Annotated in this window: 18 protein-coding genes and 1 pseudogene; 2 read left to right on the forward strand and 17 right to left on the reverse strand. The window is 48.6% G+C overall.

The genetic code is table 11. The features are described 5' to 3' along the window. Positions 1-549: 549 nt before the first annotated feature. From E1757_RS28025 to E1757_RS36665, 5 genes are all read right to left on the reverse strand, one after another. Positions 550-1,056: a DUF4188 domain-containing protein gene (locus tag E1757_RS28025; RefSeq protein WP_133234478.1), complete on the reverse strand. Its 507-nt coding sequence runs from the start codon at positions 1,054-1,056 to the stop codon at positions 550-552. Positions 1,057-1,216: 160 nt separating this feature from the next. Next, a complete protein-coding gene (locus E1757_RS36650) occupies positions 1,217-1,396 on the reverse strand; it encodes a hypothetical protein (RefSeq protein WP_246079593.1) in 180 nt (59 codons plus the stop codon). Between the two features lie 8 nt (positions 1,397-1,404). After that, the gene (locus E1757_RS36655; protein ID WP_246079594.1) at positions 1,405-1,638 is read right to left on the reverse strand and encodes a TetR/AcrR family transcriptional regulator; all 234 of its coding nucleotides are present in this window, start codon (positions 1,636-1,638) and stop codon (positions 1,405-1,407) included. Positions 1,639-1,882: 244 nt separating this feature from the next. After that, positions 1,883-2,170: an alpha/beta fold hydrolase gene (locus E1757_RS36660; protein ID WP_246079595.1), complete on the reverse strand. Its 288-nt coding sequence runs from the start codon at positions 2,168-2,170 to the stop codon at positions 1,883-1,885. Then, positions 2,149-2,343: a hypothetical protein gene (locus E1757_RS36665; protein WP_246079596.1), complete on the reverse strand. Its 195-nt coding sequence runs from the start codon at positions 2,341-2,343 to the stop codon at positions 2,149-2,151. The genes E1757_RS36660 and E1757_RS36665 overlap by 22 nt, the downstream gene beginning before the upstream one ends. A gap of 472 nt (positions 2,344-2,815) precedes the next feature. Here E1757_RS36665 and E1757_RS28040 point away from each other — a divergent pair, with 472 nt between their 5' ends. Continuing rightward, positions 2,816-3,934, forward strand: a complete 1,119-nt coding sequence (locus E1757_RS28040; protein WP_133234480.1) for a glycosyltransferase family 4 protein — start codon at positions 2,816-2,818, stop codon at positions 3,932-3,934. A gap of 904 nt (positions 3,935-4,838) precedes the next feature. Here E1757_RS28040 and E1757_RS37315 read toward each other — a convergent pair. The 10 genes from E1757_RS37315 to E1757_RS28095 form a co-directional block, all read right to left on the reverse strand. Next, complete coding sequence (locus E1757_RS37315) at positions 4,839-5,072, reverse strand: aromatic acid exporter family protein (RefSeq protein WP_425464865.1); 234 nt, start codon at positions 5,070-5,072, stop codon at positions 4,839-4,841. A 34-nt stretch (positions 5,073-5,106) separates the two neighbouring features. Further along, positions 5,107-6,642, reverse strand: a complete 1,536-nt coding sequence (locus tag E1757_RS28055) for a response regulator transcription factor (RefSeq protein WP_133234482.1) — start codon at positions 6,640-6,642, stop codon at positions 5,107-5,109. After that, entirely contained in the window at positions 6,639-8,477 is a 1,839-nt protein-coding gene (locus tag E1757_RS28060) for a cache domain-containing sensor histidine kinase (protein ID WP_246079597.1), read from the reverse strand. Before E1757_RS28060 ends, E1757_RS28055 begins: the two co-directional genes overlap by 4 nt. Positions 8,478-8,576: 99 nt before the next feature. Beyond that, entirely contained in the window at positions 8,577-9,188 is a 612-nt protein-coding gene (locus E1757_RS28065; RefSeq protein ID WP_133234484.1) for a glycoside hydrolase family 88 protein, read from the reverse strand. A 108-nt stretch (positions 9,189-9,296) separates the two neighbouring features. Further along, positions 9,297-10,937 carry an extracellular solute-binding protein gene (locus tag E1757_RS28070; protein WP_246079598.1) on the reverse strand — a complete coding sequence of 547 codons (1,641 nt, stop codon included), beginning with the start codon at positions 10,935-10,937 and terminating at the stop codon, positions 9,297-9,299. Between the two features lie 41 nt (positions 10,938-10,978). Then, positions 10,979-11,851, reverse strand: a complete 873-nt coding sequence (locus tag E1757_RS28075; RefSeq protein WP_246079599.1) for a carbohydrate ABC transporter permease — start codon at positions 11,849-11,851, stop codon at positions 10,979-10,981. 19 nt (positions 11,852-11,870) lie between these two features. Continuing rightward, positions 11,871-12,827: an ABC transporter permease gene (locus tag E1757_RS28080; protein ID WP_133234486.1), complete on the reverse strand. Its 957-nt coding sequence runs from the start codon at positions 12,825-12,827 to the stop codon at positions 11,871-11,873. Positions 12,828-13,148: 321 nt separating this feature from the next. Further along, positions 13,149-20,678, reverse strand: coding sequence for a family 43 glycosylhydrolase (locus E1757_RS36255; RefSeq protein ID WP_220446544.1), 7,530 nt, complete (start codon positions 20,676-20,678; stop codon positions 13,149-13,151). A gap of 1,493 nt (positions 20,679-22,171) precedes the next feature. Beyond that, the gene (locus E1757_RS28090) at positions 22,172-22,639 is read right to left on the reverse strand and encodes a hypothetical protein (RefSeq protein WP_133234488.1); all 468 of its coding nucleotides are present in this window, start codon (positions 22,637-22,639) and stop codon (positions 22,172-22,174) included. 72 nt (positions 22,640-22,711) lie between these two features. After that, positions 22,712-23,095 carry a hypothetical protein gene (locus E1757_RS28095; RefSeq protein ID WP_133234490.1) on the reverse strand — a complete coding sequence of 128 codons (384 nt, stop codon included), beginning with the start codon at positions 23,093-23,095 and terminating at the stop codon, positions 22,712-22,714. Positions 23,096-23,149: 54 nt separating this feature from the next. Here E1757_RS28095 and E1757_RS28100 point away from each other — a divergent pair, with 54 nt between their 5' ends. Further along, entirely contained in the window at positions 23,150-23,596 is a 447-nt protein-coding gene (locus E1757_RS28100; protein ID WP_246079600.1) for a hypothetical protein, read from the forward strand. A 192-nt stretch (positions 23,597-23,788) separates the two neighbouring features. Here E1757_RS28100 and E1757_RS28105 read toward each other — a convergent pair whose 3' ends face one another. Continuing rightward, the gene (locus E1757_RS28105; RefSeq protein WP_165972326.1) at positions 23,789-24,739 is read right to left on the reverse strand and encodes a DUF4097 family beta strand repeat-containing protein; all 951 of its coding nucleotides are present in this window, start codon (positions 24,737-24,739) and stop codon (positions 23,789-23,791) included. Between the two features lie 334 nt (positions 24,740-25,073). Then, positions 25,074-25,294: pseudogene (locus tag E1757_RS28110) on the reverse strand (PadR family transcriptional regulator); the annotation flags it as partial. Positions 25,295-26,094: the final 800 nt, after the last annotated feature.

The raw sequence follows: 26,094 nt of genomic DNA on the forward strand, positions 1-26,094 counted from the left end.
GCTTGTTAGCTTAATCAGTAATTGACGTGCTCGAGATTACGATAGACATCCTTATCCAATTGCAACGATTCGTCGGGAATGTCATAATGTTCTTGTCAAAATCGGGAATGTCCTCAAGTTCTTGTCATTTTATTTTGACAAGAACTTGAGGACATAAAACGAAAAAGCCGCATCATATGTGACTTCTAATGTACCAACGTTCTTGTCATCCGACAATCGTCGTCGACTCCCCGCTGCTGCGTACGGAGTTTCGGACAAGAACTTTTACTACACATTACCTCCAGTTAGTTAACAAAAAGCTTTAAAAGAAAAAAGCACAATCTCACCTTTACGTGAGATTGTACCTCTTTTTTCTGTCCTATTTCTCGGACAGGGTACTTGAGACGAGGGGAGCGATACCTAGAAAGCACTTATCATGAGGCTCCCCCCGCATATACTAATTTGTGCTGGTTCTTAGCGTAATTTACAATTACTCTGCCTAGAGATTTGTGCCGACGGTCTTATTGTGATTGAACTAACGTGTCCCGTTAGTGCAATGATCTATGACGATTATTGAGGATTTACCGGAGTCGGTACGGCGGGCTCATTCTCCCCTCCCATACGGCGGCGCGACGTCTCCATTTTGCCAACAGCCGGAATATGCTCCGACACCTTTGCAAGCCCAAACACCGGCATATTGCCGTATACGCACTCATACTCGTCGGATCGGATCTTAAAGGTTTCATGGTAGATTCCGACTGTTCCTTCCGTTCCGACCTTGCGGTTGAAATTTCGCCATGCGGTAAGATGCTGCCCTCCACGGGCATACGCCTCCAGTTGCTCATACGAATCCCAATATTGGAGCAGATGGACGCTGCGCCAGCCCAGCATGAACTCCGTGCCACGGAAGCCGAGCTTGCGATTGGTGTAAAGTTCCCGCAGCATGGGTCCCATTGCCAGAAATACCGGTAGCCATTTGTGTATGGCCCAGAGCCGATTGACGCGCATACCGATTAAGAAGACGACGAAATCCCCCTCCATACGAGCTGTGTATCTTCCCGGTATTACTTTCGCCATTGAGATTCATCTCCCTCAACATTTCGTTATTAATTAGTAAAATAAATGTAATCAAAATAGGAAAAGGTTTGTTATTCCTTCTCGCAGTAAGGTGAAAGCTCGGGCAGTTCCAATACCTCTGACATTACCGCAGCCATCCCGGTCTAATGAAGCTAGACGCCTAAAAGCCGGGCTGGGGAATCCGAGCTCGCTCGAATTTTTCCTTTACCACCTGATGAATCTGGGCAAAGCCTTCCTGAACCTTTTGACGAATGATCGGCTCAGCCGTCGTGAACGCCTGCATCGACAGAAGCGTTTCGTCCCGGTGTGTTTCCAACAGGTCACAGAACGCTGTGCCCATCTGATCCTTCAGTTGCTCCGCCGGCGCCTCAACTCCCTGAATATGCCTGCAATACGTTGGACGGATTGCTGCAGCACTGCGATAAACAGATCTTCCTTCGTTTTGAAAAAATGAAACACATACGGTTGCGTAATCCCCACTGCGTGAGCGATATGTGCGGTCGTCGTCTTGTAATATCCCTGCTTGGCGAAGACGGTTACGGCTGTTTCGACAATTTGCTGTTTACGGTCTTCGTTGTCCACTTCTTGATATCCTCCATATTAATTTATTACTTAATTAATAAATAAATGAGTCATCGCAATCTGTCAACATTTTTTCCCAATAGAGCAGCATTATTATCTCCTGAAGTCAAATTTTTCGTTCGACACTTTTATTTTCATCAGTACGATCCCACGATAATTCGCCTTAACAGGAATGGTTTACTTTAATGAACGAAGGGGAGCTTGCCGTGTGGCAAGCTCCCCTTCGTTCCCCGTTATTGATTTCCTAAACTGAAAAAATCCAGTCGGAAATATCATTTATAACTTTTATATCTACATGTTGTGTAACCCTATACTCTTTTTTTGCTTTTAATATCTGTCCATAAACAGAAGGCATAAACAAATGATTTAAGTTCGGATAAAGTTTAAATGTTACATTTGGCATACCATCCAGTAAATTTTTGTAGCCACCAAAATCTTTTTCGACTGATACATGGAAATCTTTATCTCCTTGCAAAATTAATACTGGTTTATCCAATACTTCGAGATAATTTATAGATGGGTGTTCGCCCATTTCTTTGAAGTAGTATGCTCTGAAGTATTTCCTAAAACCACGGTTGATTTTGCTTCTTCGTCACTCACGTTATAGATGTTGCTAAACTTCGATGATAATGATGCAATTTGCTTCTTAGCAATGATTTTCAAAAACTTATTCAACAAGTTAAAAACAGCATTGTTTTGGTCCATAAGAATCTCTTCTAATTTGCGTGGGGAACCACCCATTAGGAATGGCCAATATTCCATTAAGTGGATACTTTGTTTCAGCACCTATAACATATATCACTGTTTAGGGTATACGGGAATAGAAGAAACGTTTTGACCATTTCCCCAGGGCAGTTTTCCACTGTACGCATTCTCCACAAGATGCTACTTATTTTGAACAAGATGCGGCGCCTTTCGTTTATAATAATAAGCAGCGGCACTCGGTGGTAAGGGGCAAACAGAGCAAAATCTTGTCACAACTTTTGCTTAAGCGAAGCAACATTGTCTTCTGGGATATCAGCTTGGCGAAAAAAAACTTGAAGATTGCCATTCTATGTGGGTTCGATCACTGCAATGCGACGGCGGGAGATGCCTGATCATTAGCCCACACCGATTTATACGGAAGCAAATATCATAGCATGGTATATAGATGTTACAAATAAGAAGGTGCTGTGTGATGGCAAAAATACATGTTGTTTGGAGAGGTCCAGTAAAACGTGCGACAGGTCTCGGGATCGCGAGCAGAGAGTACGTATCTGCTTTAAGGAAACAAGGCGTGAACGTCAAGGTGAATACTGGCGAATCGTCTAGGTACACGAAAAAAGACGGTTCAAAAAAAAGAAATGTTCTAATTTATCATCTACTCCCTCAAAAATTGAACATGAAACGGGAGCGTAAACAGTTTGACCGTATTATTTTAAATACGGTCTGGGAAACGACCCGTATTCCCCGAAGCTGGTTCCCCAAAATCAACCAATTTGATACGGTATGTGTGCCAACCACACAAAATAAAATCGCCTTGCGGCAAAGCGGCGTCAAAGTACCTATATTTATTGTCCCTCATGGAGTACACAGCGAAAAATTTAAACCAGGAAATAAAAAGTACCATCTGCCAATTGCGAAAGGACGTTTTGTATTCGTATCTGTTTTTGGCTTCCAGCACCGGAAAAACCCAGAGACGTTACTGAGGGCCTACTGGAAGGAATTCTCTGCGAATGATAAAGTACTGCTTGTCATTAAAACGAATGGATATACGCGGCACGAAACCGGACAATGGATTCGAAACCGGATCGAAAGTTATAAGAAAAGGCTCGGATTTAGTAAAAAAACAGCGCCGATTGTCGTCATTACCGAACATATGAGTCCTGCAAAGTTGAAAGGCATCTATACACTTGGTGACGTCTTTGTTCTACCTACAAGAGGAGAGGGTGTGGGTTTACCATTTATGGAGGCGTTGTCCAGCGGTGTGCCTGTTATTACCACAGGCTGGGGCGGTCATATGGACTTCTTAAATCATGGAAACTCCTTTTTCATAAAATATAAGCTACAAAAACCGCAGATCAGCATGAATAGTAAACATGCAATCGCGCGAAAATTTCGTTCTTTATTTTCAGGGAAGGATCAGCGATGGGCAGAGCCGGATTTAATTAGTTTAAGAAGCAAGATGAGATTTGCGTTTCACCATCCCAGGATATGTAAAGTGAAAGGCAAGCAGGGGCGCTTGGACATGAAAAAATTATCGTGGTACCGCGCTGGGGCGGCCTTGAAAAAAATCGTGGGAATGAAAAAAATTTAGAAGACCTTATATTTGTCATCCAGAACGCTTGTTGAACCGTTTTTGGGTTAAAGCAAAAATCCTCATCAGCGTAGTAATGAACCTTGTCGTGATTGACGGGAGGGGATTTCGGTGCAGGACCAAGGATTTCGTTTTCATTCCGCCTGTTATAGTTGCAAAATGCTATTTTGAATTTTATGAGCAAGATAAATCGTATTTAATTATTGATTTTCTCAACGATTATCGTCAAATATTGCACTATAACGCCAGAAGTTGCCCAACGGCCGGTACCCGTTGATGTTTTGTAACAAATTTCAGCCCTACAATGTGTCGGGAAGGGGATAAAGTTCTTGTTATTGGGATTTGACAAGAACTTTATCCCATAACCCCCTCCCCCATCAGACCATACAGAGTCAATTCTGAAGGCTTCTGACAATGTTCAGGGCAAGCATTAGAAACCAAGTCAGTCCTGCTCCTGCCCCAATTGGACATGTCAAAATACTGACATACCCCAAACGGCATCCTAAAGAATGTGTCAAAATATTCATTTACGCCATTGAAATATGTCAGATCAAGTTCTTGTCTCCCGACAGATCATCTGTCGGTTGATGTCATATGTTGTTATCCCATAAATGACAAGAACTTCATCTCATTCCCAACAGAAAAACCCCATCTCTGTGATGAGGTTTAATAATGTTTCAACTATTCAAATAGATCTTAAAATTGTAAACCTCTTGTGGTTCATATACATTGTGATTCCAAGGGATCGCAGGTCGCCGGGTGACGCCGTGTTCTTCACAGCGTAAATCCAAATAAGGTCCAACCGTCGTAGAGGCGAATCCACGACGTAACACCGAAACCCATAGAGTGTCACCTGACCAAGTGAATGCGAAGCCCCGAACCATTTCCGTGCGCGGGTCAATCATCAATGCTTCGGTAATGGCACGTTCCAGCTCCGATTCAACGGCCTTGCGTGTCGGTTGCCGCCGCGCGTTGCGGCGATCCGCACCAGAATGGTATTCAGACTGCGCTTCAGGGTCCCATCAATCCCCAGCACGGCAATAAGCCTGGCACTCAGGGCATAATTAAGATGAAGCAGCTTGGCGGCCAGGATGGATAGATACACAGCAGCCGCCGTTTTGACAAAACGGATTCCCACAATTCCGTGTAAATGAACATTTTTCCTGGAAGAGTCACTGGCCGGCCAACTGCTTGCGGTATTCTTTGGGGGACACTCCCGCTATTTTGTTGAACATATGCGTGAAATAATTGGAGTCGTTGAAGCCGGTGGCCTCGGAAATTTCGAATATTTTCATATCTGTGCTTTTCAGCAGAAGCTTCGCTTTCTGTACGCGCAGGTTCTGGATATAGACGGTTATACTTTCACCGGTTTCCTTTTTAAACAGATTGCTGAAGTAGCTGGGGTTGAGATGGACATGGGCCGCCACCTCAGCCAAGCCGCATACCCCCATGTATGATTCTTCAATAAACCGGATGGCCTGCTTGACCGGATTATCATTCTTGCTGGCAAGCCAGTTATTGTGGGACTGCAGGAATTTATGGATGTATCCCTGCAGCCATGCCGCAATATCCTCCGGCGTCGCACATTTGTAGACAGAATCCCAATCTATGGGGCGCACGGCCATTTGCCATTCGGGAAACTGGACCTGCACCAGCCGGAGAATGGCTGCAGCCAGCAGCAGCGCTTCGATCTTGGCGGTTTGCGGGGGCAAATGGCTGATCCGGACGGCTTGCTCCTGCAGCTCCCGGCTCAGCCGGCTGTTATCCTCCGACATAAGCCAGGTTACAATTTCCTTCTCCTTCTCGTAAAGCGCCGTCTGGTTGAGCAGTGATTCATTGGCAGAACCGTGGTCCCTGTCCCCTTCCCGGCGATACCGTCTGTAGCCCTGGCGCAATTCCTCCGTGCTGGCGCATAGCCCTTGTCCGCTGCATTCAAGAGCCAGCCTCAGATAATGATGGACCGAATCGGTGAGTATCTGCAGCCATGAGGGGGATGTATTCGGCCGGGAAGCACTCCGGTCCACCAATAAAGCCCACTCCGATGCGTTCAAGGGAAACAGGCGAAAGCCGCCGGGAAACCATTTATTCAATTGCTCTCCGGCAATATTGGCGAAAGCAAACTGCAAAAGCGGCACATCCTGGGCGGAATAATGCTTCTCCGGGGGGAAATAGGTAGGAATACGAAGAAAATGCAGCTCGCATTGCTTCATCCGCTTCAGCAGAGCCTCCACCTCTTCGCCGCTGCAGGGCATGCCCATAATAGCCGAGCGCAGCTCGCTGTCTTCATGCTGGCGCTTCCAGCCCTCCACCAAGAGTTGGGACTGGCTTTCTTCAATCAGCTGCACATAAATCCGGTCGAGTACGCTTAATATATCCGTTTCCACACAAGGCTTCGTGATAAAGTCCAACACCCCGAACTTGACGGCGGACTGGGCATACGAAAAATCCTTGAATCCGGTTACAATCACAATCTTCGTCAGCCAGCCGCGGCTTCTGATTTCTTCTGCCAGCTGCAGACCATCTATATGGGGCATCCGGATATCGGTCAGCAAGAGATCCGGGACACATTTCTCCATCATTAACAAGGCGTCCCGGCCATTGGCCGCTTCCCCCGTCACCACCCACTCGGCGGACCTCTTCCCCGCCAGCTTCAGCAGCCCCTTGCGGAAGTTGGGCTGATCCTCTGCAATAAACAGCTTGCCCTTCATCCGTTCCCCTCCTCATGACTCCCCAGAGTCCCGGATATAATAGGAAGCATCATGTGAACAACCGTTCCTTTCCCTTTACTGCTGGTAATTTCCACTCCATATGCGGGTCCGTATACCAGTTGAATGCGCCGCAGCACACTTTTGTAGCCGATTCCCGTCTTATTGCCGTCCGGCAGATCAGCCTCCGCCTCTGTCAAGGTTTTCAGGGTTTCTTTATCCATGCCGCATCCGTTGTCAGCCACCTCGATATGCAGCGCCTCATTTAACAGGAACGCTTTAATCCGCAGCACCCGGTCTTTCTCCATATCACGGAAAGCGTGCACAAAAACATTTTCCACCACCGGCAGCAAGAGGGATCGCATCATCCGCAGATTCAGCAGGGACTCCTCAGCTTGAATAATGGTTTCAATCTCGCCGGTGAACAGCTCTGTCTGGATCTTGATGTAATTGCGGATCTGATGCAGCTCTTCGCCAAGAGTCGTATCAGTCTGGACAGATTTAAGGGAATACTTCAACATCTCCGAGATGGCGTTGATCAGAAGCGCCGCCTCCTCCTGGTCGTTGCTGTACAGCTTCCAATACAGCTCATTGAACAGGTTGTGCAGATAATGGGGGTTCAGCTGTGCCTGGATGGCTTTCAGCTCCGATTCCCTCTGGCTGATCTGGGCCAAATATACCTTATTGATCAGCTCGCTCACTTGCTCCGCCATGCTGTTGAAGCTGTCTCCGATGTAGCCCAGCTCATCGCCGGAATCCACTCTGACACGGACCGTGAAATCGCCGGAACGCAGCATACGCAGTCCCTGCATCAGATGGGCCAGAGGAGTCAGGAGCGTCCGGGTAGAAATCGTAATAAGCAGTGCACTGAGCAGGATCACGCCGATTCCGGCAAATGCCAATACCTGGATGATGTCTTTATTTTTCCTCTGTATCTCCTGCAAGGAAGCCCCTCCATATAGGGTAAAGCCTGCCGGAATCAGCTCGTGGCGGACAAACAGATAGGTGATGTCATTCATTTTGACATAACGGGGATAATTTGCCACTGTCAGTTGCAAGAGTTGCTCCATCTCGCTCTGGTCGGTATTGGAGTAGAGCATACCGCCCATAGGCTCCAGCAGCAGCACCTTGCCGCTGCCGTTCTCCGTAAGATCCCGCAGCACATGGGATACCAGACTTTCCTCCATCACCATCACCATGGTGCCATACGGGATCAGTTTCTCATTGAGCATCCGTCTGGCAGCAACCAGAACCGTTCTGCGGCCGTCCGGATCAATGGCGCTGGCCGCCTCGGCCCGGCCCCAGACCATATTCCCCCGATGGGGCTTAAGCTTTTCCATCATCCTGGTCAAGTCATCCGTTCCCGGCTCTCCCGACGCACCGGTTTTGGAGAGAACCGTCATTTCCCCGTTCTCATTGTACAGGAAAACGGAACGGATGGACGGCGCATCCACCAGCAGCATGTTCAACTGCTCTTCCACATACTTGCGGTTCTTGAATTGGGTGTAGGAATCGCTTACGGGAACGATGTTCTCCCTGAGGAACAGTTCGATGTACGGATTCAGGATAATGGATTGGGATACCCGGTTGATTTCCTGGAAGGACATCTCCAGTCTGGCCAAAGCCTGTTCGTTGGCGATGGAGAACTGCTTGCTGATTTCATCCTCCATTAACTGGATATTTGACCGGTAAACCATCCAGCCTGCCAAGGCAAAGGCAAGTGTTACCATACACGAGAACAGCACGATCAGTTTGATCTTGAAGCTGCCCTTTATTTTTCCGGCTATATACCCCGGCCAGCTTATCGGATGCAGTCGGCTCCCCCCCTCGAATTTCATATTTTATTATAAAACGCTTCCTTCCAAGCAAACAAGGTTTTCATTTTACCTGTCTGCGTAGGAAGGAAGCGCGTCACGTTCCGGTCCGGTTTACCCGTATTATTGGATGGCTTTGTCTGCAACAGCCTGAAAGGAGGAATCCAGAATACCGGCTTCTATGCCTTTTAGGATACCCGCGGCAATTGCGGCCGATCCGGATACCTCTTTATAGCTGGTTGGATCTTGCAGGGCTGTGTGCCAGAGACCGGAAGCGGCCTGGAGCGGAACCAGAGCATTGACCTGAGCCTTATACGTATCAACCAGAAATTGACGGACGCCCGGGTTAATCGTATCCTGGCAAGTTTCCAGGTAATCGACGAGGCCGTAGGTGAACCAGGAATTGCCGCGGCACCAGAAGATGCTGCCGAAATTATCGTTGCGCTCGAAACTCCAGCCGTGGAAGAACAATCCGGTATGTTTGTCGAACAAGTACTTGATATGGAGCAGAATCTGGTGTACTGCTTCTTGCTCCCACTCCGGCCGGTTGAACTTGCGCCCGGCCTGGTTCAGAAACAGAACCGCCATAAAGAGCGTATCAATCCATAACTGCCCATTGTGCAAGTGGATTCCATCCCGGTAGCCAATGGCAGTGACTATATGCTGGAAGCCGCCTTCTTTGGTTTTGGGCAGCTCATGAACGAGCCAGTCCGATTTTTTAAAGCAGCATTTCATTTGTCATGATTCATATACTCCTTCTCATATAAAATGTTCAGAAAGCAAACTTGGCCCGGCCTTTGCCGAACCAAGTCCGCATTCATCCTATTCCAGGCCCTTCAGCCCTTACTTGTGTTGGGAGCGGACCAACTCCAGGATATCCTTACCCAGGAAGGCTCTGTCCTTATTTTCTTTATACCAGGTATTCATGAATTCCTCAATCTGTTTGCCGCCGCCTCTCTCCCAGGCAGCTTTGGCATCTGCAACGGCCTGCTCAGGGGTATATTTGGCCCCGCCGATAATGCCTTTGGCATAGATGTCCTTCATTTCCTTGTCGACATTGGTATTGATCACTACCAACTCGCTCGGCAAGGTAGGCATATGCTCATAGTGACTCAGCGCGGGATACTTGGCCTCGGGATTAAGCAGAAACTCGTCGGTTTTCTTCAGCATGTCCAGACCGGCCTTCTGGTCAGGATCACTCACGTCGAACGCAGTGGTGGAAATCAGAAGCGGATTCTCGGGGATCGAGTAGAACATGGAGTAGTCCATGGCCCAATCCAGTTCCTTGGCATTCTTCGCAGGATCAACGACCTTGGGAAAACCGTCCGCACCTTTTTTCCAATGCTCTCCCTCAATTCCTTTTTTCAGAATCAGACCGGTCTCCGGCTTGATGATGAAGTTAATATATTCCATAGCGGCCTTGGGATTTTTGGCCGCGGCATTGATCACCGTGGTCATTTGAACCGGATTGACCACATGATGAACGAATTGCCCCATGGGAGACTTGGGCTGCGCCATCGGCGCAATCTCCGCCTCCGGAACAACCTTGCGGAGCGTTTTGAGGTCCGTTACCGTACTCTCAAACCAGTTGTTGACAACAGGCGGAAGATAAACGCCTATTTTTCCGTTCAGATAATCCTGCTTGGCTTTGGCACCATTCTTGTCCGCCAGGTAATCCTTATCGATAAGCCCTTCCTCAAATAACCTTTTCTTGAATTTAAGAGACTCCAGAGCATTATCCCAACTCCTGATAATTTTGTCATCATTGGAGATTTTCCAGCCGTACGAGCCGAACATGGAATCCACCATGCCGTCCGAGGTGTAGCTCATATTGGTTCCATAAGTATCCTTCTTCCCGTTGCCGTCAGGGTCCTGCTCAACGAATGCTTTCAGAACGACAAGCAATTCGTCGGTGGTCTTCGGAACCTCCAGCTTCAGCTTTTTCAGCCAATCCATCCGGATAAAGGCTACACTCTGCAGATGGGGCTCATTAATTTTACCGATTTCGTAAAGCTTGCCGTCCGGCTTGGTGCCTATTTTGCGAAGCTGGGGGTACTTTTCCAGCAGCTTCTGGTATTCAGGCGCATATTTCAAGTAATCGTCCAGAGGCATCAATTGCTTCTGCTGGTACAGGGAATTCCGGAACCCCGTGTCATAATCATTGACAATATCCGGCGCACTGCCCGATGCGAACAACACATTCAGCTTCTTGACTGCCTCTGCCCGGGCCACCGGCACATACATGGCCGTAACGGGAGAATGCTCATTGATCCACTTGGTCCAACGGTTGTCCTCAACCGTTCCTTCCGCTGCGGGAATATTGCCCCTGTCATAGTTGGAAACGGTAATTGTGGCTTTTCCTTCGGCTTTCCCATTTGTCCCCTCTTCCTTTTGACTGCAACCAGCTGCCCCTGCTGCCATAACCGCCGACAGTCCCAGTGCCAACGTGATCTTCATTCTTGGTGCGGATGTTTGTCCAAACATGTGGAATCCCCCTCAATCTATGATTGATTTCGTTGTTGCCGCTAACCCTTGATAGAGCCAAGCATAATGCCTTTGACAAAATACTTCTGCAGGATCGGGTATACCACCAGCATGGGCACAACCATAACCATAACCCCAACCGCTTTCAGCTTTTCGGATACCATTTCCTGCTGCTGCATCATATCCATGGCCGACACATTGAAGTTCCCCTGAATTTGCAGCATCCCCTGAACGATAACAGTAAGATTCTGCAAATTCGTCTTACTGATGTAAAGAATAACACTCATGAACATGTTCCAGTAGCCCACCCCGTAGAATAAAGTCAGCGTAGCCAGCATGGGAAGAGACAAGGGCAGTATGATGCGCATGAGCAGTTGGACCTCGCCGCAGCCGTCAATCTGGGCGGAATCCACCACTTCTCCCGGGATGCTCTCAAAATAGCTTTTCATAATCAGCATATTATAGGTGCTGATCAGCCCGCCAAACCAGAGGGACCAGTAAGTATTGGTCAAATGCAGGCTATTCATGACCAGGTATGTAGGGATCATGCCTCCGCTGAAGAGCATGGTAAACAATGCGGCCGTTGTGATCGGCTTGCGGGCGTAGAGGTAACGGCGGGATAAGGGATAGGCCGTCAGCACCGTGGCCAGCATGCTCAAGGCCGTTCCGCATAAGGTAATGATCACGCTGTTGGTAAAGGCGCGCAAGGCCGGCGTATTCTCAAAAAAGTATCTGTAAACGGTGAAATCAAGCCCCACCGGCCAGAACCAGACCTGACCCAGGTCAACCGCATGCCCCGAGCTTACGGACAGCGCAATCAGATGCAGGAAAGGCAGGATGCAGGTGAGAGAAATGATGATCAATACCACGTGAATAAAGATTGCAAAAATTTTTCCGCCCGTGGATTCCCTCAAGAGGGTTCTCCTCCTTTCTTCAGAATAATCCCTGATCGAATTTACGGGCCAATGCATTGGCCGACAGCACAAGCACCAGGCCGACAAAGGATTCAAACAAGCCCATGGCTGTGGTCAGGCCAAACTGGGCCTGCTGCAGCCCCACTTTGTACACGTAGGTGCTGATGACTTCAGCTTTCTGCAGGACAGTGGGATTCTGCAAATTGTAAACCTGGTCAAACCCTACTTCCATCAGACGGCCCATTCCAAGAATCAGCAGCAGGATAATCGTAGGACGGAGGCCCGGCAGGGTGATATGCCAAATCTGCCTAAGCTTGCCTGCGCCGTCCATCCCCGCGGATTCGTACAGGCTGGGGTCAATGCCGGAGAGAGCGGCGAGATAGATAATAGCGCCGAAGCCCATCTCCTTCCACATGCCGGAGCCGATAAAGATGGCAATCCATGAGTTTGCGCGGTAAAGGAAAGGCACCGGCTCCATTCCCCATTGGCCCAGCAGCTTGTTGATGGTGCCGCCGTCGATGGAGAACAGGGTCAGGATAATGCCTGCAACGATAACCCAGGACAAAAAATGAGGCAGATAAATAATGGTTTGAATCCAGCGCTTCAACCAGCTCTTCCTGACCTCATTCAAGGCAATCGCGATAATAATCGGCGCAGGGAACCCGAAGATCAGGTTCAGAACGCTCAGGGTAAGGGTATTCCAGATAATTTGCAGCGTGACGTGGGACTGGAACAAAATCTCGAAATATTTCCACCCTACCCACGGACTTGACCATATGCCATCGTGAAAATTGTAGTTCTTGAAAGCAATCACAAGACCGCCCATAGGCAAGTAGCGGAAGATCAGATAATAAAGCACTCCCGGTATAAGCATGACAAATAGCGGAATATTCTGCCGAAACCGCTTTGTCTGGTAAAAAGCCTCTTTGGCTGCCGGTGCTCTATCCGTTCCTACGGCAGCAGGCGTTGTTTTCATGGCTCCCCCTTCTTTCCTGCTGAAAGTTTTTGTTGGATGTGATGCTTATAATGTACCGCGGTTTGTCCATTCCGGCCTTAAGAATCTTTAGGTCTTTCTGTACGATTTTTGTTTCTCCTTCAAACCAGCAGGAGTTTCCCGGATTCACCGAACCATTAAAGCCGGAAGCGTAAGGCAAAAAACAAGGAGCCGAGCGGATGTTCCCGCTTGGCTCCTTGTTTTTTGCCTGCGTCCGCAAAGCTCCTGCCACTGCTGCTTGCAGCAGTCTGTCCGGCGTAACGGTGCAGAACAGTAATCAGTTGTTCCCGGGTAATGGAAGCTTCAGGGTGTAGTTGGGATAGTGAGATTGCTGCCGCCAATTTGGGTATCTACGCCGCTTTTACCGCTGTCCTTTTGATATACACCCACACTAACAACACAAGAAGCTGTGTAGCCGCCGTCATTAGTGGTTACAGTAATAACTGCTGTACCTGCGGCATGAACTGTTACATGCCCATGTCCATCCACGGTAGCTACAGTCGGATTGGAACTGCTCCAGGTCACCGTCTTGTTGGCTGCGTTAGCGGGTGCCACATTGGCGTTAAGCTGGACAGTCGAAGCCCCATGGTTGGTATATCGTTGGGCGGTGGTCTGCTTAAGGCTCACACCCGTCACATGGACTGGCCGAGTCCCCGGATTTTCCGAATCAGTGTACAAGCTTACGGTTACTGTACATGTATCGCTGTAACCGCCGTCTTCCGTGGTTACCGTAATAACAGCTGTACCTGCGGCATGCACCGTCACAAGCCCATTTCCATCCACGGTAGCTACTGCCGGATTGGAACTGCTCCAGGTCACCGTCTTGTTGGCTGCGTCAACGGGTTCCACATTGGCGGTGAGCAGTACAGTCGAAGCCCCATGATTGGTATACAATTGGGCGGTGGTCTGATTCAGGCTCACCCCGATGACATGCTGAGTATAGACTGCAATGGTCAAACCCACAGGGGGACTAGCTTTATGGGTATCCGTCTTAGAGTAACGAACCCAATAAGTCCCGGGAGAAAGATTGGCGATGGTATCCCCTTCGACCTTCAACCAGGTGCCCCCATTGTCGGAGGACCATTCCATGAGAGAGTTGACCCCGGTGATGCGTCCGTCCTTAGCCCCAACAGCTGTTTCATTGGTGGTCTCGAGCCCCTCGGGCGCAGCCTTCGGTCCTCCGATAACCATCGCTTTGAAATCGTCAAAGTCGATGGAGGCGTTGGCATAGCCATCGATGCCGAACCGCTGGGCTGTCAGCTTGTCGCCGCCTGTGTGTCGGAATTTGTAGTCCGTGGCCACCTCTACATCGTCTATATAGACGGTATAAGTCTTGGCGTCCCAGTTTGCCACCATTTTGATTTTGTACCATTTATTTAACTGAGAGTCTTTGACTTTGACCTTAGTGGAAGGCCCATTCTGGACTATAATTTTACCCGTATCAAAAGCCGTGACCATGGAATAATTGCCTGTGCCGCTGTCATTTCGCACCATGGCGCCATTGGCGTATTGGAAGCTAGTGTTTAGTCTGGCGCGGTATTCGATGACGATACGCTGACCTGCCTCAGCCTTTACCTCGCCAGCATACGGCAGGAACAGGTTTGCCTTGCCCGAAGTAGCGGTTGTGGTCAGCCGGAGGAATTTATTCCCGGCCTCTTCCTGCACAGTGGCGGTAGCGCCATTGGTCAGATCTTCGGTGATAAAGCCGTAAGGGTACTTGCCAACTGTATCGCCGGAGAAATCCCGGTAAGCGTTATAGATTACGCCGTCCCGAATGCTGTTCAGTGAACCTAACAAAGCTGCTTCCGCTTGAGCAAGCTTATCCAGTTCCTCGTCAAACTGTTCTTTGCTCAGATCGGCGTTTACGGCCATCTCTTCCGCCTTGTTCACTTCGGCCACGAAGGCATCATACTTGGATTGGCTATAGTTGCCGAGCCCATCGCCCAAAGGATAGGAGATGTTGGCCAGCTTGTTGCGGAGTTGATTCACAATCTCATCAAGGCCCCATCCCGGAATAACGTTTACGGCAACGGTGGAAGGAAAATCACGGCCATCCAGCTTCAGGGTGACAGGCACCTGAACAGTGCCAAGGGAGTAGAAGTCAAGTCCCTCCGGCTCCCAGCTGACAACCTCTGCCTTCTTCGGCTGGCTGTTGTAGACAACATCAACAACGCTAAGTGGCTTAGGGACCACTCCCGAAGGAATCTTCATTACGGACGTAACCTTGACTGCATCAGAAGCCGCAATAACGGTCAAGTTGAGCGCCGCTTTCTTGCCGTTGTATTCAGCTGTAATAAGAGCTGTGCCCGGTTTCACCGCATATACCGATTGGGTCACTGAATCAATCTCGGCCGCCCCAGGATCGCTGCTGGTATACTGGGCAGCTGCTGTCACATTCTGAACCTCATAGTTGTTATAGCTGGCCGTTAACTGCAATGGCCCGCTTGTCTGCCCGATGGTCAGGAGGCGTTGCAATCCGCCGATGGTAACGGACTGCACAGCTTTAGGCTCCGCAGCAACGGTAACCGAGGCTGTGGCCGTTTTCCCGTTATATGTGGCGGTGATTGTGGCACTGCCCGCACTTACAGCCTTAACCCTAACCCCTCCGTCAATAACGGCGACCTTCGTATCGGATGAACTGAAGATGGCTCCTGTGTCTACAGCGGTATAGGTAGCGCCTGTTACGGTATACAGGGGCAGGCTGCGGGTTTCACCCAACCCCAACGTGTACCCCGGGGTATCGAATAACATTTCTGAGGCATCCAGCTTAAATATATCCATGCTGTCGATTTCGGCAAAGTTGTTCCCCTTCGAGAAGCGGATGGTATTGCTGCCTTCTTTAAGATAGACTTTCGCCGAGGAGAGTCCCCAACGATTCGGTCCGGAGTAGACGATGTTCAAATTGGTGCCGGAGCCCCCGTTGACCGACAAGATATGGGAGGCATCGGCAGCATTAGGTGAGCCGTTGGCATTGCGCACGGACAGCATATAAAATCCCGCCTCCGGCACGTTTACGGTAAACTGGGCATAATCTTTGGCGTTCTTGATGTTGGCGATCTTCATTCCGCCGGAAGCGGTGCTTTCCCGCCGGACAGCAGGAGAGGTATCACCGTTCGGATCCTTCACCAGCAGCGCGTTTTCCGCTTCATAGCGCTTCCGCACCGGCTCGCCCGAAGGCTTGGCAATCGGTGTGTTCGGATCGACGGGCTCTCCCAGGTTCGGCGTATTGTCTGCGTTCCAGGTGAACTTCTGGGTGTGGACTTTGCGGGTCCATCCCGCTCCCGGCCAGCGGGCGGCATGGTAGACGATCCAGTCCTCTGTGCCGTCAGGAGACGTGACGATGCTGTGGTGGCCCGGGCCGTATACGCCATTGGCGCTGGAGAAGATCGGCTTATCTTTTTTCACCCAGGAGCTGGGATTCATCAAATCGTCGCCGATCTTGGCCGTGATCAGCCCGAGGTTATAACTGTCTGTCCAGCTTCCGTTTGCGGAATAGATCAGATTGATCGTGTCGCCCTTTATTGTGACTTCGGGGCCTTCATTGATTCTGGCCGGGGACGATTCCCAATCATATTCAGACGTTGAGAGCAATACCCGTTCCGAGCTGATCGTCTTTGGATCACTCATTTGCGCAATATACAAATTCTGAAAACTTCCATCCGTTTCTTCCCAACCGGACCAGATGAAATAATGTTTCTCATTTACGGTTAGCACAGTGCCGTCGATCGCCCAACGGTCGGAAGAATCGGTAATTTTCCCTTTGAACTGCCAGGTGCCGGTCAACGGATTCTCACTGGCGTTTTCCAGCACGTACATGCGGTGGTTTGCGTTGGTTCCGTTGTCAGCCGCAAAGTAAATATACCATTTGAATTTACCGTCGGTATCCTTCAGATAGTGCATTTCCGGTGCCCATACATTGGAGCTGTACATGGTGTCCTTAACTGGCGTCCAGGCCAGGCTCCTCTCGCCTGCCTCAATACCGGTGATGGTCTTAGCTCTGCGGATCATGATGCCGCTGGAGTTGGCAAATACGTTGTAATAGTAGCCGTCCGTGTGCTTGTAAACCCAGGGATCGGCTCCTGTCTGCATGATTACATTGTAAAAATCCGACACATTCTCCCCCTCCTGGCTGTCCACCACATTGACACTGAACACAGCCGGATTCCCCTGATTAAACAGGATAGAGAAGTCCGCCTTATCGCCGCTCTTCAACCCCAGTGCGGCCATAGTCTCGCGCTTGATGGTCAACATATCCCCGCTGACCGTATAACCATCCGTTCCCAATGTGCCATTGTATACGGCACCTGTTACTGTTGCCGCGTATACCACGCCGGTCACAGACTTGGCTTCATTCCATATAATACTGGCGCTTACATCTCCGGGAACATAGAGATCATAGGTGGCCTTTTCAGGACTAACATCCGCGTCCTTCTTGGAGACGGTGATGGTGAAGTCCTTGGAGTAGCTCACGCCGATCTCGCTGCCTTCTTCAATCGTAGCGGTGACAATGACGGTTCCTGCCCGGGATGCGGACAGCACATTCCCGTCCAGGGCAGCTCTTGTTTGCCCGGCATCCTTGATGCTCCAGGCAATGCTTTTGCGCGTGGCCCAATCCGGCGAGACTGTTCCGAAGAGAGTCAGCTCCTGGCCTGCCTGCGCCGCCTCCGGAACAGCAGTAATGTCCGACACCGTGTGGAAGGTATTATCATACAGGTTGCGCAGCTCAATCTTAAACCGCTGGTGGTCTTTCCCCTCGTCATCGGCCAACCGTATAACAGCGTTGTTTCCTTTGGACGCTTCATTGACCGTAATTACCTTTCCATTGCTTTTGTTAATTATTTTGTAATAATTGCCCTCCTTCTCCAGACGCCACTGTTCGGTATCGGAGGGAATGGGGGCCTCCTCAATGGTCTGATTTAGAATCAGCTCCTGGATACCCGAATCAGGCTTGATATCGAGAAAGCGTGCGCCACGCATAATCAGAATCCGGTAATAGCCTGTTCCCAGATCCACGAATCGCATCAATTGACTGTTGGTTTCGCCATTGGAAAATTGGATGAGGGCTGCTCCCTGATTGTACTTCTCCCCTGCCACGCTCAGCGCCTTGCCGCTGTGCTTCGGCTGGATTTTCACCATCTTCTCGGGGGTAAGCTCCCTCGCCGTCGTGCTCATGAATCCACCGCTGAATTTATCCAGGATCAGGCTGTCTATATTCAGCTGGCCGGTATCCCCTTCCTCACGGCGAAATTCAATGCTGTTCTTCCCGGCCTGCAGATTGACCGTCTCGGTCGCGTCCATCCAGGTATCCCAATTCGCTGTCGGCGGCATGGAAACTTGCTTGACCCGGTTGCCGTTCACATACAGGGTCATGGTTCGATTCGACGACTGTACACCCGAATAGCGCAAGGTTGACGTATAGGCCGCCGTATAAGGGACATTCACTTCAAATCGGACAGCATCCCCTTTTTTCTGGAATAAGCCGACATAACCGTTGCCTTCAAACCACAGACGATCTCTGCCGATCCCCGGCGTGCCTGAGAGGGTTGCCGCTTCCGCCTGATATTTCCAGGGTGTGCGCTTATTCAGGTGAATATGATCGATCTGGATGACGCCTGAATCTCCGGCTGCGCTCCTATAGGCGATGCTGTTTTTCCCTTTGTTCAGGGGAACGGTTACAGTGTGTTCCTTCCACATCCTGGCGCCTCCGGAGTAGGGAAGGACGATGTCCTGCACAGGCGCGCCGTTCACCTCCAGCGACAATGTTTTGCCGCCCTGCTCGGTGGCGTACCGCAGCTTGAGATCATAGCTGGCCGCATACTCGGCATCCACAGAAAATTCCACGGACGAGTTCACCTGGGACAGACCGCTCACATAACCGATTCCCGTATTGCCATCCTGAGCCTGGACGATTCCGGCATCCGCCCCGCCTGTCGTTTTGGCGGATTCCGCCTCATACGTCCAGGTCGCCGCTTCGGTAACGGTGATATAATCGAGATTCACATTCGCCGTATCGCCGCTGTCATACTTATAGGTGATGACATTGCTTCCTTCTTTCAGGAATACGTTGTCATATCGGTCGGCCCACTTATCCCATTCCTTCAGACCGAAGAAATTCGCTTGTTTGATCTTTGCGCCATTCACATACATGGTCAAGGTTCGATCGTCCTCGCCTCCCGCGCCATAAGCCAGCTTGACCGAATAGCTGCCCGCATGAGGAGCGTTTACGGTAAAGCTGATCGCAGCGTTCGGCCCCGTGAACCCGCTGACAAAACCTGAACCGCTATATCCCGCATGATTTTGAGCGATGCCCGCGCCGCCTGACAGCTCCGCGCCCTCCGCTTCGTACAAGACGCTTTTCTTGGCAATGATCGCGTCCAGCCCCAAAGCGCTTTTGCCGGAAAGACGCACGATGTTGCTGCCTTCATTCAGCCGGATGTTGTGAACGGTTTTTAAGTCGAAGTTCAGTTTGTTCTCCGGTCCAGCATTAGACGGGAATACAAGCGCGGCCGGAGCCTCCTGGTTCACGCCCAGCGTCATGGTGACCGGCTCTGCCGTATTGTTGTTGTAGCGGAAGTCCAGCGAGTAAATCCCCCCCGTATTCGTGTTGACTGTAAACTCTACATAGTCGCTGTCATTGCCATTGCTGTACCGGGCATATCGGCCGGACGAGGCATAGATGCTGTTCATGGTTGCTCTTGCAGCCCCTGATAATTGCGCGTCTTCCGCTTCATAGACTTCGCTCTTCTCCTCCCCGGAGGGGCGGCTAAGCACAGTGCCGGGGTTGGACGGGATGCCCAGATTGATGAAGTCATTGTCGTCCCAATTGATCCGCTGGGCGCGAACCTCTCTGTTCTTACCCCCTTGACTATGAGTCGGTATGCCATGATATGTAATCCAGTCCTCTGTACCGTCTTCGGATTTCAGGAATAACGGCGAGCCCGTCGAATAAGAACCGTTTTCATCCGAACGTTTCATGATCGGCTCGGGATGCTTATTCCATGCCGCTTCATTCTCCACACTTTGGGCCAGATCGGCCCAGGACAGGCCGACAGCATAGTTATCATGCGTGTAGCTGCTGGCGGAATAGGCAAAATAAACCTTACCGTTTCGCTCCACCACGGCTGCGCCTTCATTAACATTATCAACATATTTCTCCCAGTCGTAGGTCGGCCTTGCTAACGTAAACTCTTCACCTTCCAATGTCCACGGGTTTTTCATTTTGACAATCGTCGGACATTCATCAAATCTCTCCTTTCCCGTTTTTGGATCTATAAAATAAAAATATTTGGTGTAGGTAAGGTATCTCTGCCCATTGATGGTGACAAAGCCGGTAGGCAGTCCATAGCTTTGCGTATTCAGCAATCCCTGTTGGGGTGTAAGTCCGTCTCCATTATCATATGTTCCCTTCAGTTCCCAGGTCCCTTCAAATGGATCGGGCGAGCTGTTCTCCAGAACATAGGAGCTGGGATGGCCATATGCAAAGCGCCCCGCTTTATCACTAATCTTCGGGCCGGAAGCGAAATAGATGTACCATTTGCCATCGATCCTGTGCGCATCGGGCCCCCATATAAATTCCAGGTTTTCAGGTAACTTCCATACTTCTTTACTCTTCGCGGTGGAAACGCCAAGAATGGTTTCATGCCGTTTCAATACAACATTGCCATCGCCTGCCGCCGAATAATAGTATCCATCGTCTTGCCGTTCAATGGTAGGGTCGGCTCCTTTCATCAGCGGGTTAAGATAATGGGATGATACATCCGCATAGGCGATATTGGCCAGCATCATTACGAGCAGTACCGCCAGGGACACAGCGAACAAACCGATTCTCCTCATTACAACAATTTCCTCCTTAGGGAATTTTATGTGGAGCTTTTTGGCAGACAGGAAATGAACGCTCACAATAAACCGCTTTCATTTTTACTAAGAGCTTCGCTCCATGGATGCTTACACTGTACTGTGATCCCTCCATTCCAAGCCTTAAGAATCTTTAGGTCTTTCTGTACGATTTTTGTTATTTACCTAAATCCGCTTTCAAACGGACTGTCCGACTGTTGGGTGATCGAGTAGGAGACTTCATGTCCGCGCCACGTAGAAGCAGCCGACCCAAGTTTCACAAAAACCGGTTCTGGTGCAACAATATTTTGAAATACCATATGCAGTGTAAAATTAAGATCAAATGAAATCTTAGTACACTATATTTTGTGGCTATAAAAATTTTTGCACCAGATCCAAAAAAGCGGACCCCAAAATATCTAGGGGATCCGCTTTATATATTCTTGGAACTAATCTGCCAAATGGACTTGTGCTTTCAAATTTGTCTGCATGATGCTTCCTTCCTTTCATTTCTACATTGCATCAGTTATGACGGCGAAACTGCAGTACCATCATACCGAGGGGATTAGATTGCCGTCGATAGTCCCTGATTGTTCAAATTAACAGCGGAATGCCGTTCTTGTCCCAAAAGACCGCGAATTGTCATTAGTTGCATTCATTGTCATTGGTTGCATTGTGTGTATTCAAAGTAAAATGAAAATCCCCGTTCTAAGCGGCATATTTAGCATTTATGCGGCTTAACCGTACGGGGAATTTGTCCCTTTTTGCGCATATTTCTTCAAGCTGTCCAACAGCAATAACCCGTCCTTTTCCACATTCAACTTCTTATCCAGTTAGTCAATTCGATCCAGGTCTGCTGCTAGTGTTGTTTTAGATCCATGTTTTCTTCCCAAAATAAAAAAGCACCCAGCATTAGGCTCCTTTCATACATCATCATTATCGTTCTACGATAACGACCTGATCATACACATTCGCAACAAAACCGGGAATCTCGTACAATAAATAAAACCGTCCGTTAACCTCTCCACGAAACAATGCAGGAAAGGTTCCGTATTCCTTCTTGTCATTAGAGGCATAATCGTTAAATCACTTAAAAGCTCTCGCGCATTTTTAACTTATACGGCGGCATTGAAATCATCTTCTACATGTACGATTCTCGCATTTGTGACTTCATACAAGCAAAATTTCATGTTACCAGCTCCTGATTTCATCGTAAATCGGGATTCCACTGGAGCCACCTGCTCTTTTCATATGTTTCTTCCACGTAATGTAATCAATTTCTTGTCACCCGACACATGGCCCCTCCTCTTGTGACATCTAAATGCTTGGGCCCGTTGTATTGTCGGGAATGGGATGAAGTTCTTGGTCACAGGAATTTGACAAGAACTTTATCCCATAAAAAGCAAAAGCCGCAATTTACGCGACTTATAATGGGACAATGTTCTTGTTACCCGACAACTACTACTACTTCCTTCTTCAATCACCACCACTCGCTAGTATTTAAGATACTGAATTTGTTTTTTAACTTTGTCAAATTCTATTTGTACTTTATGGATGATTTGATAGAATATATCAATATAGATAGCGTGAAGAATAAAGTAAACGAAATAATGTATAATGATGGCAACTACTATTGTTATTACTTTTATAATCCTAGCGTAATCGGGAGAATCATTGAATAATTCATTAAGTTTATCGAATCCCCATTCATTTAATATGATTAGGGTATATGCAGTTGCTGCTAAACTGATTACCCGGAGTACAACTTGCTCTATATTATATAAATCCAGTCCATCATTGAGATAGTTGAATAAAAATAGAAAGTCAATGACAGTCAATAGTTCCCCTAATATTGGAATATTACTAACTACACTATTCCCTAACAACCCAACACTTACAAATTGCAAAAAAATTGCAAATACAACTGCTCCAAGGGCAATAAAGAGATGATTTTTATTCATATGAACATTCTCCTATGTAGGGTTTGATAAATGAAACCTTACAGAGCCAATTATACCATCTCTCTCACGCTACTATATACTTCCCCATTGTGTCCCTAAGATCCAACGGTTCCATTCTGGCTTTAACCTGTCTGGATTATCACATCGATCGATTACAACGCGATCAGGCATCACAAATTTGTCAGGATCGTTATCCCCCTCTATGTATCGCTCAATCCATCTGCGTGACTCTTGAATACCTCCTAGCCCTGTAGCTATGGTTTCAGGCTGGCTGCTGCCGGGGAGCATAACAGCGACAGTATATATCCCGATGCGGGCATTCCCGCTGGTGATAAAAAAGGGTTCGCCTTGCCGGGCTTTCCTTCGATTGATGATCTGCTTCGGCATGCCTGAAGCGGGCCGGGGGGATTCTAACTCGCTAATTACATTCACAAATTGCTCCAGCAGAAACACCATCTCTGGTGCCACCTCTACTATCTGCAAGAACTGACAAATGGACGAGACGATTTCGTGGTTCGGGGAAGAGATCGGGAGGCTGAGGGAAACAGTCCAGCAGCACTTGCTTTCCTACTCCCTGCGAGAGATGTTGTTCATAACGACTTGAACGGCAACAACGTACTGACGAGTGGCAGGGACGCCTTCCGGATCATCAACTGGGACGATCTGTCCGGCCAGGGCGATGCGGCGATGGATTACACGGTGCTGCTTTGGCCACTAACGCATGAACCGTCATGGCCGATATGGAGGGAGAAAGCGTTGGCAAGAGCAGGGGCTGCGGCTGTCGAGCGGTTGGAACTGTATTTTCGGGCAAAGCTGCTCGACGACGTCATTGACGTGTTGGCCGACTATGTCGAGGCGGAGCAGGTGCCGGAGCATCGGGAGGAGGCCCAGCGCAAGGCCAGAGCCGTTCATCTTCACTCGTATCCGCATTATCTCGCCAAATATGGCGTTCGATAAAGCGGAAGCACCGCGCTGTAACTTACCAGTCACAATTAAGGCTACCGGTGGGGCGGTAGCCTTCTACTGGACAGTGTTTCTTCATATTGGTTAGTTATTGTTCTAGTTCTAGTCAATGTTTAAAATAAAGTGATGCTACCCATTCAGCTTTCATACGATCACGAAAAAAACCACCATTTGGACCGTTTTCGCTCAACCTTTGCCCAAAGTAAAATCTCCTGAGCTGATACGGACTTTCAGCTTTACTTCACCGCTGCCATAAGAACCCCTTATTACATTCTCAGCGTTCTCTTCGTACTTCATGCCGTTCCATTGGATATGCCCCTTTCCCGAGCCCCCGCGATAATCGACAGCCAAAGATTGTGGCTCCTTTTCCATATGGACCGTAACATTACCGCTGCCGGCTTTCAAATCCGTATCCTGCAGCAGTGAATTCAGTTCAAGTTGAATATCACCAGTGCTCGCCTCACCCTTAATCTTCGACTGCCCTCCCGAAAGCTTCACGTTGCCACTTCCTGCAGTAAATGCCAATTCATCCGATTTAAAATCGTCCACTACCAGATTACCCGAACTGGCCTGCAGCGTAATCTGATTCGATTCCACATTCTTCATCTTCACGTTTCCGCTGGCCGCATGGATTGTTGCCGACTTCGCTTGAACCTGCGATAACTGGATATCGCCGCTGCTTGACTTGACATCAATGGAATCCCCCTTAGTCTGCGCTAGCTTTACATCTCCGCTCTTCGTTTCGACTTTAACGGACTTCCATAATTTTTCCGGCAGCTCCACATTCATATCCAGATTCAATAAGCCCCAGTTCATTCCATCCGGCAAGTTAACTCCGAGTTTCAACGCATCGCCCTGAGGCGCAACCTTCAAGTCAATAGTGTCTACATACTTCGGGCTTATTCTGCCACTAAGCCGAACTTTAATTTGGTTTGAGCTCCCTTGAATCACATTCACATTCGTACTTACGCTATCGACGAGAAGGTTCTGGACACCGCTCATAGGGACCTCCCTTTCAATATTGATTTCCTTTGTATTGAATGGAATCATATTTCCCCATGCTAGATTCGCAGAATTAAAGCTGAATGCGATCCATATAACCCCTGCTGCAATTAAAAATAAACCAAACCATCTCATCAGTATTCTTCTCCCCATTCATTCATAATGACGGCACACCTACCGCTTAGCTAAATACAGTGTAGCACTGGTGTGAGCAATCCTACCTTAGACCTGCGCAGTGTTTTTTCCCCATCTAAAGTCCAGTTCTGCTTAAGCATCCGCCGGTTCAGTTGTTTCTACCGGCAGCCTCATCCTGGTTGTTTATGAAACAGTTGTACTTCAATGGAATGCTTTATCCTCCACAGGTCATGCAAAAAACAAGTGGGCATTCTGTTAGAAAAGAACCTATCCTAGTTATTTTCAAGTAGTAAAAATCAAGGAGCAGTTAAAGCCCGAAATTTAAAGTTAGTCCCGACGAATCTCCCCAATATGAAGTAATACCTCCGTCACTCTCCAGCCTCTTCAGGCTCGAATACATGGTGGCCTCCTTAAGCTCATGCTCACCGCCGGAGTTTAAATGGATCAATTTTGATTTTCATACCCATATTTATCACCGCTCATCAAAGATCGAGAAGTTGTTGTGGGTCTGCCCCTACTCCGCTTCCTCCCTTTGGGGCTGGCGACAAAACTTATCCTCCATTGAATTTTATCCCCCCTAAAGACCGCCCTTAACACTAATCGAATTAACTAAACCTATATTGTCATTTATCCCATATTTTTAAATAATTAGCTAATTTATAGAATTATTCTGCCCTTTAGTTTAATGAAAAGGGAGCTGCTGCCAGCCGCGGCGAACTGCTCGCTTAACTTTCCACAGCGTTGCCAGTTGCTTCAATAAAACAAGGGACTGTTGCCGGCCGCGGCGAACTGTCTCCCTTGTTTTTGCATTATCGTGTCCCGTTAGAGTTTAACAAAGTAATCCGTTTTTGACCGACAACCTATGTGTTTGTGTGTAGTTTTCGCATATTTTTATCTCAACATGAACATGTGAAGAAGTCCGATTTTAGGACACAAAGATACATTGAACACTGTTAAATAGACCCTCAAGCTGTATCGTTTAGCAAATATGGGAATAGTACCCTCTTTATGTCCAATATTGGAAAACTGTATATTAGAAAAGACAAGAAGTTATATCCATAAAATAAAAAATCCGCTTAAATCGCGGATTCGAATGGATGCATGTTCTTGTCCTTTTACATGTCGCAAAACGGTTATGCACATATGTTTGTGTCGTCGGACACTTATTGTCTAATGACACAAATCTCCCTACATTTTTGGCACGAGTTTATTACGAATATCAGGACTTTATTTGTTGGCTACATCTGGTGTATTAAAATAATTGAAGTTCTTGCGATTGGTACTCCAGTAGCATAAACAGCAAAAGTGAAATCACGAGCTATAACTATTTGTTTGTACGGTTCACCGCGCTGTCG

The organism is Paenibacillus piri, from assembly GCF_004354045.1.
GTDB lineage: Bacteria > Bacillota > Bacilli > Paenibacillales > NBRC-103111 > Paenibacillus_S > Paenibacillus_S piri.

Excerpts from the sequence above, each read along its gene's own strand:
- E1757_RS28105 (WP_165972326.1), bottom strand. The coding sequence starts at position 24,739 with ATGAGATGGTTTGGTTTATTTTTAATTGCAGCAGGGGTTATATGGATC.
- E1757_RS28025 (WP_133234478.1), bottom strand. The coding sequence starts at position 1,056 with ATGGCGAAAGTAATACCGGGAAGATACACAGCTCGTATGGAGGGGGAT.
- E1757_RS28040 (WP_133234480.1), top strand. The coding sequence starts at position 2,816 with ATGGCAAAAATACATGTTGTTTGGAGAGGTCCAGTAAAACGTGCGACA.
- E1757_RS28065 (WP_133234484.1), bottom strand. The coding sequence starts at position 9,188 with ATGAAATGCTGCTTTAAAAAATCGGACTGGCTCGTTCATGAGCTGCCC.
- E1757_RS36650 (WP_246079593.1), bottom strand. The coding sequence starts at position 1,396 with ATGGGCACAGCGTTCTGTGACCTGTTGGAAACACACCGGGACGAAACG.
- E1757_RS28080 (WP_133234486.1), bottom strand. The coding sequence starts at position 12,827 with ATGAAAACAACGCCTGCTGCCGTAGGAACGGATAGAGCACCGGCAGCC.
- E1757_RS36660 (WP_246079595.1), bottom strand. The coding sequence starts at position 2,170 with ATGGGCGAACACCCATCTATAAATTATCTCGAAGTATTGGATAAACCA.
- E1757_RS28090 (WP_133234488.1), bottom strand. The coding sequence starts at position 22,639 with ATGAATAAAAATCATCTCTTTATTGCCCTTGGAGCAGTTGTATTTGCA.
- E1757_RS28070 (WP_246079598.1), bottom strand. The coding sequence starts at position 10,937 with ATGTTTGGACAAACATCCGCACCAAGAATGAAGATCACGTTGGCACTG.
- E1757_RS36665 (WP_246079596.1), bottom strand. The coding sequence starts at position 2,343 with ATGGACCAAAACAATGCTGTTTTTAACTTGTTGAATAAGTTTTTGAAA.
- E1757_RS28095 (WP_133234490.1), bottom strand. The coding sequence starts at position 23,095 with ATGGTGTTTCTGCTGGAGCAATTTGTGAATGTAATTAGCGAGTTAGAA.
- E1757_RS28055 (WP_133234482.1), bottom strand. The coding sequence starts at position 6,642 with ATGAAGGGCAAGCTGTTTATTGCAGAGGATCAGCCCAACTTCCGCAAG.
- E1757_RS28060 (WP_246079597.1), bottom strand. The coding sequence starts at position 8,477 with ATGAAATTCGAGGGGGGGAGCCGACTGCATCCGATAAGCTGGCCGGGG.
- E1757_RS36255 (WP_220446544.1), bottom strand. The coding sequence starts at position 20,678 with ATGAGGAGAATCGGTTTGTTCGCTGTGTCCCTGGCGGTACTGCTCGTA.